This window comes from Longimicrobium sp., from assembly GCA_036387335.1.
In the GTDB taxonomy this organism is placed as follows: Bacteria; Gemmatimonadota; Gemmatimonadetes; order Longimicrobiales; family Longimicrobiaceae; genus Longimicrobium.
Genome location: DASVTZ010000110.1, coordinates 74,811 through 87,649, shown reverse-complemented (window position 1 = coordinate 87,649; position 12,839 = coordinate 74,811). Strand labels below are relative to the sequence as shown.

Here is a 12,839-nt window from a genome sequence, read left to right as displayed (position 1 = left end):
GGTCGCGCTCCCCTGCCTGCCCAGCGTGCTGCTGGAGCGGGGACGCGAAGTACGGCGTAGGCTCCGAGAGCCACCCCGAAAGCGGACGATGCAACTCCTTGAAATCAAGAAGTTTAAGGCCTTAAGTTAACGCCTATGGGGCTGAAGCCCCCGGCTGGAACCACGCGAAGACGGCTGAAGCCGTCTCGTGCGCCGCCAGATGAGGTGCGTAGCCATGGTCCCGGCGCGATGGAATCGCCCCCTTCCGGATCTGAGCATCGTGACACGGAGTTCTCCCCCTCCCCCGCCCTGCGCCCCCGCAGGCGGGGGAGGGGGCCGGGGGGAGGGGGCCCTCCACGCACCCCAAGCCCCCTCTCCCGATAACAGAGGGCGGAGCCCTCTGTTATCGGGAGAGGGGGCAGGCGAGTGTAACGAGCCGGGGGTGAGGGCCCCTCTCCCCACGCACTTCCCTTTCCCGGAGCCTTCCCATGCAACGCTGCACCCACACGGACCAGATCCGCGACGTGAGCCCCAACAGCAAGGGGTGCGAGGAGTGCCTGAAGATCGGGAGCGGGTGGGTTCACCTGCGGCTGTGCCTCTCGTGCGGGCACGTGGGGTGCTGCGACTCGTCGCCCAACCGCCACGCCACGAAGCACTTCCACGTGACGACACACCCCATCGTGCAGAGCATCGAGCCGGGGGAGAGCTGGCGCTGGTGCTACGCCGACGAGGTGGAAGTGGTGTAGGGAGGGCGGGGCGCATTTTTCTTCAAGACCGGTGGAAGGCGGAGTGACAAATTGCACGCCGGTTCTTGCGCGCCCCTCCTTCCGTCCGATGCCGATGATCGACGCCGCCCCCCGTAACACACCGCCGTCAGCGGATGGCGATGGCCGCGCCGCGCCTTACGTGTCGCGTGCCCGCGCTTACCTGGATGAGCACTGGATCCGCAACGTGCCGCTGGACGAGCTCGCCGGCGTGGCCGGGGTGAGCAAGTTCCACCTCGCGCGCCGCTTCACCGAGGCCGTGGGGATTCCGCCGCACACCTACCAGAACCGGGTGCGCGTCGACCGCGCCATGGAGATGCTGCGCGACGGCACCTCGGTGCAGGACGCCGCCGTGCGCACCGGCTTTTCCGACGCCAGCCACCTATGCCGCCACTTCAAGCGTTTCACCGGCACCACGCCCGGACGCTACGCGCGTGAGCGGCCGGGCCTCGTCGCGGCCGCGGTGTAGAGAGGGCGGCGCCGGGCATCCGCTGAGGCGGTAGCAGCGGCGAAAGCGGCTGTGGATAAAGATCTTGCTCCGCATGGGGCAGGTGGAGCGGCGGCGCCGGAACGGGTGCGGGAGGGTGCGGCGACACGCCGTCACCCTCCCGCACCTTCGCCCATACAGCGCCCGGAGTAAACGTCAGTTTCACGCCATACAATTGGCCGCCAATTTGCGGGCCGCCCCGGTACGGCGGCGCTCCGTAGGCGTCGGAACGGTCTACTCTGCAGAGGTGCGCGGTGGCGAGCAAGGTGCTGGAAGAACAGGTGCGGGTGTGGCGCCCCGCGGTTCTCCCGGGGGTGGAGGTCATGCGGGTGGACGGCAGCCACCGCCTCTGGCGCTGGTACCACGAAGTGTATGCCCTGACTACGGTTTACCGTGGAACGGGTGAGTACCGCTACCGTCAGGAGACGCACCCCGTGCGCCCCGGCGACACGCTGATGATGGAGCCCGGCGAGGTCCACGCAGACCGCCGGGTAGACGGGCCGGCCTCCTTCCGCGTGCTGTTCGTGGCCCCCGAGGTGCTCGCGCGCTACCGTGGCGGGAGCGTGGAGCCGGTGCATCTGCGTCCCGCCTGTACCTCCGATGCCACACTTTTCCGCGCCATCACCGCCCTGCACGCGGCGCTCGACCGCGATGCTTCGGTGCTGGAGGCGCAGTGCCGGCTGGCGCTGGTGCTGGACGAGGTGCTGCGCCGCTTCGTGGAGCCCGCCCCCCGCCCGGCCCCCGCCGATCCGAGCTCGGCCGCCCTCCTCCGCGCGCGCGACCTGCTGCACGAGTCGCCCGGGCGAGCGGTGTCGCTGGACGACCTGGCGGCGGCGGCGGGGCTGAGCAAGTTCCACCTGCTGCGTGCCTTCGCCAAGCGCTTCGGGGTCCCGCCGCACACGTACCACACGCAGCTTCGCATCGCCACGGCCCGCTCCCTTCTCGCCAATGGCGTCTCCATCAGCCGCGCCGCGCTGGAGGCCGGCTTTGCGGACCAGAGCCACCTGACGCGCTACTTCGCGCGCAACGTGGGCGTCACGCCCGGCGCGTACGTCCGCAACACCCGCGGCGCGCCCGAGTGGAGCGACGACACCTGGTCCGAGCACGACACCGAGCTCGCGACCGTCTGACCTGAACCGCAGTCCCAACACAACGGAGGCCCGGAGAGACCATCTCTCCGGGCCTCTGCGTCGTTTTGCCTCACGCGGAGACGCGGACACGCAGAGAGAACTTCGCGTGCTCTCTCTGCGTCTCCGCGCCTCCGCGCGAGCCCCCTGCTGTTCTGATTTTCGGCCGGAGAGATCCACTCGCGGACGGGCGGCGTAGCTATCTGGAAGGGAACGTTGAACGGCGCTCAGCCCGGCCGTCAGCCACCCGTCTGGAAGGCAACGCAGGACCCGGCACCGGAGCGCTTGGCTCCGCCGGAATCAACAACCAGCAGGGAGGGACCCCCATGAGGATGTCGTTCTCGGCCCGACGCGGAGCCGCGGCGCTGCTGTTCGCGGCAGCGTCCGTGGCCACGGTGGCCGGAGTAAGGCAGGTGGTGGGATCGGACCACCAGGACACACCCGAAGTAGAGCTCAGCCCCCGGCTGGACATCAACGACGTGTACGTGTTCCCCGGCAGCACCACGGACCGCGTGGCCCTGGTGATGACCACGCAGTCGCCCATCACGCCGGCCGGCACGTCGGCCGCGCGCTTCGACCCGAACGCGCTGTACCAGATCAAGATCGACAACACCGGCGACGCCATCGAGGACCTGGTCATCCAGTTCCAGTTCGACGACGCGGCGACCGGGGGCGGGCAGCAGGTGGGGATGTTCGGGCCGGTGGTGCCGACGACGAAGGGAATGCTGAACCGGGTGGCCAAGAGCACGCCGGACATCGTGGGCGCTATGGGCGGCACCCTCACCAGCGGCACGGGCGCCACGCAGGTGCAGCTCTTCACGGGGCCGCGCGACGATCCGTTCTACATCGACCTCGAGCAGTTCTTCCGCATCCTTCCGGACCGCCGCCCGTCGCGCGGGCCGGCGTCGACGATCACCAAGTCCGCCAACGCGTTCCGGCCGGCCTCCATCGCCAACCCGGGCCCGTTCGACGCGACCCGCGGCCCCGCGGTGGACTTCCTGGCGCCCTTCAACTCGATGGCCATCGTGGTGGAGCTGCCGGAGTCGGCGCTTCGCAGCGCCACGGGTGGCAACAACATCGGCGTGTGGGCGACCGTCAGCCGCTGATCCTACGACGAAACGGATAAAGGAGATCGAGAGATGAAGATGCGCTTCGCAGCCATTGCCGTGCTCGCCGCCGCCGCCCTCGTGGGGGCATGCGACGACGAAGACACGCGCACCATTACCGACGTGGTCACCGTGACCGTCCGCGACACCGTCCGGATCGGCAACACCACCACGACGTTCGACCAGATCGAGTACCTCGCCAACCCGCTGGTGAGCGAGGTGTTCGTGGAGAAGCGGGAGCACCCGCACTACAACAACATCATCCCGTCCGAGAGCCGCGCGGAGTTCCGCGACGACCTGGTGTCGTTCATGACGACGGTGGCCGGGCGCGACGCCGCCTACGCCGGCGCCGTGGCCGACGCCCTCCTCCCCGACATGCTGGTGGTGCGGATGGACCGCGCGCCCGGCGTGACCTCCGCCAACGTGGCGACCGCGGCCACGGTGGGGTGGCTCACCCACGCGCTGGACCCCGCCAACGGCTACGGCGGCCGCAAGCTGGACGGCGACGACGCGGTGGACAAGGGGCTGAGCGTGATCTTTGGCAACGCCCTGGGCAACAACGCCAACAACAGCCCCGGGCTGGTGACGGACAACGTGCCGGACACGAAGGCGGACCTTACCACCTTCCCGTACGTGGCCGCGCCCAACCCCTGATGGAAGGAGCGCCGGGCCGCCGCCTAGAAGGCCGACGCGACCCCCGTGCTCCATCATCGCGCCTCGGCACGGGCACGGATGACGGCGGCGGCTCCGGCGCGCCCCACCACGTTCAAACATGGCAAGAGGAGGGAGTGAATAGATGAAGCTTACATGGAGGTCCGCCGCGATGGCGGCGCTGCTCGCGGCCCCGGCGGGGCAGGCGGGGGCGCAGGAGATGGGAACGCCGCGGGCCAGCCGCTTCGACCTGGGCGTGTACGCGGGCGGCTCGGCGACGAGCCGGTGGTACGAGAGCAGGACGATCGTTCTGAACGGCACGGACACGCCGACGGAGAACGACGACCGCCAGGTGTTCAAGCCCGGCTACGCGCCCGCGTTCGGCGCGCACGCCACCTTTTGGGCCACGCCGATGTTCGGCCTGCGCCTGCACGGCGCCTACGTACCGATGCGGGTGCCGTCGCTGAGCGATGGGTTCTTCGACATCTTCAACGAAGCGGGCAACCGGCAGGCGTACGCGCTCAACAGCTACTTCTACGACGTGAACCTGGCCGCGCGGCCGTTCATCCGCAGCGGCAACTGGTACCGCTCCGTCTACCTGTTCGCGGGCGGCGGCGGCCTGACGGTGGATCTGGCCGGCGAGGACCGTCCCGGGTGCGAGCCGGGGACGCTGCTGCAGGCGGCCTGCCTGAGCTACGAGCCGGACAACGCCACCGTGGGCCAGGGCACCGCGGGCGCGGGGATCGACCTCCTGCGCTTCTCGGAGATGCTGGGCGTCTTCGGCGAGATCGCGGCGCACGTCTACGACTCGCCGGTGCACGTGGGTGACGGCTTCATCGGCCCCATCACCCGGCCGACGGGGAGCACGGTTCGCATCGCCGACGACCGCACCGCCGTGACCACGCGCGTGGTGATCGGCCTCAAGGCGATGTTCGGCAACCAGCTCGAGGCCCCGATGATGGTGCCGCCCCCGACGGTTCCTCCGGTGGCGCCGATGCCTGAGCCGCCGGTGGTGCAGCCGATGCCGCCCATGACCGAGGAGCCGCCGATTCAGGTGTGCGTGGTGCAGGACGGCAACCTGACGAACGTGTCGGTGCAGTACAACCCGACCACGGGCGACACCACGGTCAACGGGCAGCCGTTCGCGACGGCCCATCCGACGGGTGCGCAGTACGCGGCCAACGCGCCGTGGTACATCGAGAACCAGCCGCTGGTGTTCCAGCGCCGCCGACTGGTCAAGTACGGCCTGCCGCGCGTGCTCGGCGTGACCGAGGTTACGCGGGTGGGCGAGTACATGGGCGTACCGCTCTTTGCCGAGCCCGGTCAGACGCGTCCCGACGTGGTGTACGTCCCGGTGCGTCCCGGCTGCGAGTTCCAGCCGTACCAGTCCGACGTCAAGACGGGCAGCGTCCGCGGCGAGTAGCACCGCGGTGATGGATTTGGGCCCGGGCGCGGCGAGGTGCCGCGTCCGCGCAGGACGATGGAAAGGCGGTCCGTCTCACGATGCCGTGGGGCGGGCCGCGCACCGAAACACGGCGGCGGGGTCCGTCGCGCCCCCGGCAAGGTGATGCAATCGATGAAGACCAGGACCACAGCAGCCGCGATCCTCGTGGCCGGCGCCGCAGCCGGGGGACTCTTCGTCCTCCGGGGAACGCGCGACGCCAGGGCCGCGCCCGTCGCCGCCGAGTCGCTGGCGGCCGAAGGGGAGATCCGCGAAAAGGACATCGCCCTCTTCGAAATGCTGGCGAAGCAGGACCCGTTCAGCGCGCTGGACCGCGCCCGCCTCGCCTCGCTCTACCTGCAGCGCAGCCGCAGTACCGGCGACTTCCAGGACGTCCTGCGCGCCGAGGCCGTGGCCCGCGAGTCGATCGCCCTGCGCGAGGGCCGCAACGCCTCCGCGCGCGTCGCCCTCGCGTCCAGCCTCCTGGCGCAGCACCGCTTCGGGGAAGCGCGCGACATCGCCGCCGCGCTGGTGGCCGAGGAGCCGCTGCGCCCCTCGTACCGCTCCCTGCTCGGCGAGGTGCAGATGGAGCTGGGCGACTACGACGCGTCCATCGCCACGTTCGACACGCTCGCGCTGACCCGTAAGACGCTGGCGGTCGCCCCCCGCGCGGCGCGCCTGGAGGAGATCCGCGGCCGCACGCACGAGGCGAGGAAGCTGCTGGCCCAGGCGGCGCACGACGCCCTCGTACGCGGCGACCTGCCGCGCGAGCAGATGGCGTGGTTCCAGATGCGCCGCGGCGACCTGGAGCTGCGCGACGGCAAGCTGCGCCAGGCGGAGCGCGCGTATCGCGCCGGCCTGGCCATCAACCCCGAAGATCACCGCATCCTCGCCGGCCTGGCGCGGGTGGAGGTGGCGCGCGGCCGGCATTCGCGCGCGCTGGCGCTGGACGAGCGCTCCATCGCGCAGGTGCTCGATCCCATGATCCTCGCCGAGATGAGCGAGATCGCGCTCGCCATGCGCGATTCGGTGCGGGCCCGCGAGTACGCGCGCGTCGCCGCCGTGGCCGCGAGCCAGCAGAGCGGCTCCATGCACCGCGCGTGGAGCCTCTTTCAGCTCGACCACGGCGGCGACCCCGCGCCCATCGCCGCCTCGGCCGCCGCCGACCTGCGCACCCGCCGCGACGTGTACGGCTACGACTTGCTCGCGTGGGCGCTGTACCGCCAGGGCCGCTTCCCGGAAGCGCGCCGCGCCATGGCCGGCGCGCTGCGCATGGGCACGCGCGACGCATCGCTCCTCTTCCACGCCGGGATGATCGAGCGCGCGCTGGGGAACGACGCCGCCGCGAGCCGCTACCTGAAGCAGGCGCTGGAGATCCACCCCGGCTTCCACCCGCGCCACCCCGCCACGGCGCGCGCCGTCCTCGACTCCATCGGAGGGTAAACGGGCGATGTCCGAGCTCCTGGTCTTCTTTCGCCTGGGATTCCGCCACATCACCGATCTGGCGGCGATGGACCACATCCTCTTCCTGCTGGTCTTGGCCGCCGTGTACCACCGGCGTGACTGGCGGCAGCTGCTGTGGGTGATCTCCGCCTTCACCGTGGGCCACTCGATCACGCTGGCGCTGGCCGTCACGGGCGCGCTGAACCTGCCCACCAACCTGATCGAGTTCCTGATCCCGGTGACCATTGTCGCCACCGCGATCGAGAACATCGTGGTGGCCAACCGGGAGCGCGCACCCTGGGCCAACCGCTACCGCCCGGTTTTCGCCGGCGTATTCGGGCTGGTGCACGGGGCGGGGTTCGCCAACTACCTGCGCGAGCTCTTCGTGGACCACATCGCCGTGCCGCTGCTGGGCTTCAACCTGGGGATCGAGGCGGGGCAGCTCGTGGTGCTCGCGATCGCCGCGGCCGGCTTCGCGCTGCTGGACCGCGGATTCGCGCTGGCGCGGCAGCCGGGCTCGTTCTCGCCGCAGCGGATGCGTGTGGTGCTGGTCTCCGGCGTGGTGGCCGTGTTCGCGACGGTGTGGGCCTTCGAGCGGAGCCCCTGGTAAGATGCCGCTTCGGTGGATGCGGCGGGGACGCGCCCTGGCGGCGCTCTGCGCGGTGGCGCTGCTGGGCGCCGCCCGCCCCGCCGCGCACCCCATCCACACCACCCTCGCCGTGGTCACGCACCTCCCCGCCGAGCGCGCGGTGACGGTGAACGTGCGCGTCTTTGCGGACGACCTCGCGCGGGGTGTCGCGGGCCATCCAAATCCGCCCTCGCGCGCGGCCGAGGACCCGACTGCGCGCTACGTGGCCTCATCGTTCGCGCTGTGGAATCCGGACGGGACGCGCGTGCCGCTGCGCTGGTGCGGCAGCCGTCCGCAGGGTGGCGTGGTGTGGGCGTGCCTTCGCGGCCCGATGCCGGGCGGCCTGCGCGGCGCACGCGTCCTGAGCACGCTCCAGTTCTCGCTCTACCACGACCAGGTGAACGTGGTGCAGGCAGGCACGGCGGCGAGCCGCAAAACGATGATGTTCGTCCCCGGCGACCGCCCCAAGCCGATCCCGTAAGTGCCCGCGCGCTCCCGCCGGCCGCCGCGCGATCTGCGCCTTGCTCGCCTCCCGCTGCTGCTGGCGTACCTCCTGGTGCTGCTGGGCACTCCGATCGGTGAGGCGGGCTTCCTCTGGATGCACCTCGCGACCGCGCACTCCAGCCCTGTAAGCCCGGACGCGGCTTGGGAGCGCCCCATTGGCTTGCGGCTCCGCGAGGATGGGACGCTCGCGAGCACGCCCGCGCGCGAGCCGCCTCCTGCGCCCGCGCACGAGCACACCGCCGCGCACGCACACAAGCACAAGCACTCGACCCCGCACGAGCACGCGCATGCGGATGCGCGCGAGCACGCGGCCGAGCGCGAGCACGCGCATGTAAGCTCAGGCGAGCACGCGCACTCGTCCGAGCATCATGCGCGGATCGCGAGCGCGGACACCGAACCGGCGCCCCAATCCGTCGCGCCGGACCAGCCGCACGAGCACGGCGGCAGGGTCCACACGCACCGGCAGCATCCCGCTCCCGACGCGGAGTCGCTGCTCGATGCGCTCTCCAAATTCTATCTCGCCCCACCCACGATGTCCGTGCCCTCCACGAGCGCGGGCCCCCGCCAAGCACGTCAGGTTCCGCTGACGCCGCACCAGGTGGCCGCGCGGATCGATACGCCTCCCCCAAGACTGCCGGGCTGAAAAAACAGCTATAAGCTCCCGGAGCGCGACCGCGTTCCGGCTCAGCGTGGGATGCCCTTTTCGGCAGCCCGGTCTTCGTGCGCCCTCAAAACGGGCGGCGAGATCGAGGCTGGAGGCTCCCGTGCCCGGCAAACAAAACGGGGATCTCGTATGAATCGACCTACCATCGAAAAACGCGGCGCGCGATGGATGCGCCACGCACTGGTGACCGGCGCCCTCGCGTCCGGCGCCACGACGCTGCACGCGCAAACCGACCCGCCGCGGCGCGACACGGCGGCGGTGCTCGACACGCTGCTGGTCACCGGGCGCTTCGACAACCTGATCGGGATCGCGGCCACGGCATCGCAGGGGCGGGTGGGCGCCGTGGATCTGCGCTCGCGCCCAATCACCCGCGAGGGCGAGCTGCTGGAGACGGTGCCCGGGATGATCGTCACCCAGCACTCGGGCGAGGGGAAGGCGAACCAGTACTTCGTGCGCGGCTTCAACCTGGACCACGGCACCGACTTCCAGACGCGCGTGGAGGGGATGCCGGTGAACATGCCCACGCACGGCCACGGCCAGGGGTGGACGGACCTCAACTTCCTGGTTCCCGAGCTGGTGAGCCACCTCGACTACCACCTGGGCGTGTACCACGCCGAAGTGGGCGATTTCGGAAGCGCGGGCGGCGCGGAGTTCCACCTGGTGCGCAAACTGGAGCGCCCCTTTGTGACCCTCGGCGCGGGGCAGAACGGGCTGGCGCGCGCGGCGGCCGGGGCATCCACCCGCACCCTGGGCGGCGACCTGCTGGCCGGCGGCGAAGTGCGCAGCTACGACGGCCCGTGGGACCGTCCGCAGGGGATCCGCAAGCTGGCCGCGATGGCGCGCTACTCCGCGGACCGCGGCGCCTCGCGCTTCTCCCTGCTGGCGATGGCGTACCGCAACCGGTGGGACTCCAACGACCAGGTGCCCGTGCGCGCGGTGGACGGCGGCGCCATCGGCAGACTGGGGCAGGTGGACTCCACCGATGGCGGCCGCTCCGAGCGCTACAGCCTGTCCGGCTCCTGGCGCCGCGCCGGCGCGCGCACCGCCGAGGAGGTGCAGCTCTTCGGCATCTACTCCGACCTGGACCTGTATTCCAACTTCACCTACTTCCTGGACGATCCCGAGCGCGGCGACCAGTTCAACCAGAAAGATCGCCGCGTCGTGCTCGGCGGCCACGCGAAGCACGCGCGCAGCACGCGGGCGCTCGGCGCGGAGCACCGGCTGCTCGTAGGCGCGCAGACCCGCGCCGACCTCATCGGCGGGCTGGGGCTGTACCGCACGCAGGCGCAGCTCCGCCACGCCACCGTCCGTGAGGACCGCGTGCGCGAAACGGGCACGGGCATCTTCGCCGAGGCGGAATCGCGGTGGCGTCCCTGGCTGCGAAGCATCGTCGGCGTGCGCGGCGACGGCTACACCTTTCACGTGGACAGCGACCGGCCCGAGAACTCCGGCAACCGCCGCGCGGCGATCATCAGCCCCAAGGCGTCGCTCGTGATCGCCCCCTCCACGGCGGCGGAGCTGTACCTGAGCGGCGGCTTCGGCTTCCACAGCAACGACGCGCGCGGCACCACCATCACCATCGACCCCGCCACCGGTGAGCGTGCGGATCGCGTGGACCCGCTGGTGCGCTCCCGCGGCGCGGAACTCGGGCTGCGGATGGCGCCGGTGCGCGGCCTGCGCTCCACGCTGACGGTGTGGGCGCTGGAGCTGGACAGCGAGCTCCTCTTCGTGGGCGACGCGGGCGCCACCGAGCCGTCCGCCACCAGCCGGCGCGGCGGCGTGACGTGGGCCAACTTCTACCGCCCCATCCCCGCCCTCTCGCTGGACGCGGACGTCTCTTTCGCGCGTGCCCGCCTCGCCGGTGTGCCCACGGACGAGAACCGCATACCGGGCGCGCTGGAGCACGTCTTCGCGGGCGGAATCGCGTGGGCGCCGGAACGCGGTCCGTTCGGTGCGCTCCGCGTGCGACACTTCGGCGCCTACCCTCTGCTGGAGGACAATTCCGTGCGCGCCGATGCCGCCACGCTGGTCAACGCGGAAGCGGGCTGGCAGCTGGCGCGCGGCCTCCGCCTGGAGGCGACCATCCTCAACCTGCTGAACTCGCGCGCCTCGGACATCCAGTACTACTACCCCTCGCGGCTGCGCGGCGAGCCGACCGGGGGCGTGAGCGACGTCCACTTTCACCCCGTCGAGCCACGCCAGCTGCGCGCATCGCTGACGTGGAGCCCGTGACGGCATCCTGAACGGCTGGTCTCACGCAGAGGCGCAGAGACGCAGGAGAGAACCGCAACTGCATGGCTCACACAGAGACACAGAGCCACAGAGGAAGAACATCAAAGGTTTTCTCTGTGGCTTGCAGTTCCCTCTGTGTGCTCTGTGTGAGGCTGTTTCTGCTGTCTCTCCGCGTCTCTGCGCCTCTGCGTGAGATCATGATCGACCCGCTGGGGCCACGAGCAGTACAGAGCGGCGCTACCCGATACGCAGCACGAACTTACGCACACGGCACCGCTCCGGAGTGGACACGGTTGTTCCGGGTGTGCTCTCTAGATACCTTTGGGTGCCGCATCCACCGACACCCCGGAAACCGATGCTCCAGCGGACCCTCCTCAGCGCCGAGCCCGTGCGCCCCGCCCGTCCGGGGAGCACGGTGGAGAGCGCGTGCACCGTGAGCGCGCTCGTGAAGAGCAGCGACAAGGTGCTGCGCGAAGCCGCGGGCAACCTCTGGGTGCGCGGCGAGATCTCGGGGTGGAAGCGGTACGCCAGCGGGCACTGCTACTTCACCCTCAAGGACGACCGGGCGGAGATCCAGTGCGTCCTCTTCGCCGACGCGGCGCGCGCCCTACCCGCGCTGCCGGAGAACGGGATGGAGGTGTGCGTCTTCGGCCAGGTGGGGATCTACGCGAAGAAGGGCCAGTTCCAGTTCACCGTCCAGCGCCTGGCGACCACGGGAATGGAGGGGCTCTGGCAGCTCGCGTACGACCGGCTGGTGCGCACGCTGCGCCAGGAGGGGTTGCTGGACGAGAGCCGCAAGCGCCCGCTTCCCGCGGTGCCGGACCGCATCGGCATCGTGACCTCGGCGCAGAGCGCGGCGCTGCACGACATGCACCGCGCGCTGCGCCGCAAGGCGTGGTGGGTGACGGCGTACGTGTCGCACTGCTCGGTGGAGGGCGCGGGCGCGGCGCCGGAGATCGCGGCCGCCCTGCGCCGCTTCGGCGATGGGCCGGGGCAGACGCAGGTGGACGTGGTGATCGTGGCGCGCGGGGGCGGGAGCAAGGAGTCGCTCTGGGCCTACAACCTGGAGGAGGTGGCGCGCGCCATCGCCGCCTGCCCCTTCCCGGTGATCTCGGCCGTGGGGCACGAGACCGACCACACCATCGCGGACCTGGTGGCCGACGTGCGCGCCGCCACCCCCACCGCCGGCGCAGAGCGCGCGGTGCCGGAAGGGCGCGACATCATGGCCGCGCTGGACGACTTCCCCCGCGCCGCCTCGGTCCCCGTGCGCCGCCTGCTCCGCTCGCACGCGCAGGCCGTCGCCCGCACCGAGAGCGAAGTGCGCCGCGCGGGGCTGGGCCGCCTCCAGCTCCTCCGCACCCGCATCGACGGCGCCGAGGCGTACCTTGAAGCGCGCTCCCCGCGCCGCGTCCTGCAGCAGAGCGCCGAGCGCGTGGAGTGGCTGGAGAGCGACCTGCGCGCCTCCCTCACGCGCCGCGTGGAGGCCCTCCACCAGACCGTCGACGCATCGGCCGAGGCCCTCGAAGCGCGCCATCCGCGCGGCGCCGTCCACCGCGCGGGAGAAACTGTCGACCGCCTGGACGCGGAGTTGGGCGCCGGCCTCCTGCGCCGCATGGACGCACTGGGCCGCGACCTCGCCGCCGCCGCCGAAGCGCTGGAGGCCCGCAGCCCGCTCAAGGTCCTGGCCCGCGGCTACTCGCTCCTGAGCGACGAATCCACCGGCCGCGTCATCCGCGCCCCCGAAGACGCCGCCCCCGGCCAGCGCCTCCGCGCCCGCCTGGCGCGCGGCGAGCTGATCGTAAGGGTGGAATAA

Annotated in this window: 12 protein-coding genes; all 12 read left to right on the top strand. The window is 71.1% G+C overall.

All coding sequences use genetic code 11. From position 1 onward, the window contains the following. The first annotated feature begins 467 nt into the window (after positions 1-467). The 12 genes from VF647_10580 to xseA all read left to right on the top strand — a co-directional run bounded on the left by VF647_10580 (position 468) and on the right by xseA (position 12,839). Positions 468-725 carry a UBP-type zinc finger domain-containing protein gene (locus VF647_10580; protein ID HEX8452533.1) on the top strand — a complete coding sequence of 86 codons (258 nt, stop codon included), beginning with the start codon at positions 468-470 and terminating at the stop codon, positions 723-725. An 88-nt stretch (positions 726-813) separates the two neighbouring features. Further along, entirely contained in the window at positions 814-1,212 is a 399-nt protein-coding gene (locus VF647_10575; protein HEX8452532.1) for an AraC family transcriptional regulator, read from the top strand. 272 nt (positions 1,213-1,484) lie between these two features. Further along, positions 1,485-2,360 (top strand): AraC family transcriptional regulator, encoded by an 876-nt coding sequence (locus VF647_10570; GenBank protein ID HEX8452531.1) that lies wholly within the window; start codon positions 1,485-1,487, stop codon positions 2,358-2,360. A gap of 323 nt (positions 2,361-2,683) precedes the next feature. Further along, entirely contained in the window at positions 2,684-3,463 is a 780-nt protein-coding gene (locus VF647_10565; GenBank protein HEX8452530.1) for a DUF4331 family protein, read from the top strand. Between the two features lie 33 nt (positions 3,464-3,496). Next, entirely contained in the window at positions 3,497-4,117 is a 621-nt protein-coding gene (locus VF647_10560) for a DUF4331 family protein (protein ID HEX8452529.1), read from the top strand. 142 nt (positions 4,118-4,259) lie between these two features. Next, positions 4,260-5,537: a hypothetical protein gene (locus VF647_10555; protein ID HEX8452528.1), complete on the top strand. Its 1,278-nt coding sequence runs from the start codon at positions 4,260-4,262 to the stop codon at positions 5,535-5,537. A gap of 153 nt (positions 5,538-5,690) precedes the next feature. After that, the gene (locus VF647_10550) at positions 5,691-6,998 is read left to right on the top strand and encodes a tetratricopeptide repeat protein (protein HEX8452527.1); all 1,308 of its coding nucleotides are present in this window, start codon (positions 5,691-5,693) and stop codon (positions 6,996-6,998) included. Between the two features lie 7 nt (positions 6,999-7,005). Then, positions 7,006-7,608, top strand: a complete 603-nt coding sequence (locus VF647_10545) for a HupE/UreJ family protein (GenBank protein HEX8452526.1) — start codon at positions 7,006-7,008, stop codon at positions 7,606-7,608. 1 nt (position 7,609) lies between these two features. After that, positions 7,610-8,107, top strand: coding sequence for a DUF6702 family protein (locus VF647_10540; GenBank protein ID HEX8452525.1), 498 nt, complete (start codon positions 7,610-7,612; stop codon positions 8,105-8,107). Further along, positions 8,108-8,773, top strand: coding sequence for a hypothetical protein (locus VF647_10535; GenBank protein HEX8452524.1), 666 nt, complete (start codon positions 8,108-8,110; stop codon positions 8,771-8,773). Between the two features lie 150 nt (positions 8,774-8,923). Then, positions 8,924-11,026 (top strand): TonB-dependent receptor, encoded by a 2,103-nt coding sequence (locus VF647_10530; GenBank protein ID HEX8452523.1) that lies wholly within the window; start codon positions 8,924-8,926, stop codon positions 11,024-11,026. A gap of 355 nt (positions 11,027-11,381) precedes the next feature. Beyond that, the gene (gene xseA, locus VF647_10525; GenBank protein ID HEX8452522.1) at positions 11,382-12,839 is read left to right on the top strand and encodes an exodeoxyribonuclease VII large subunit; all 1,458 of its coding nucleotides are present in this window, start codon (positions 11,382-11,384) and stop codon (positions 12,837-12,839) included.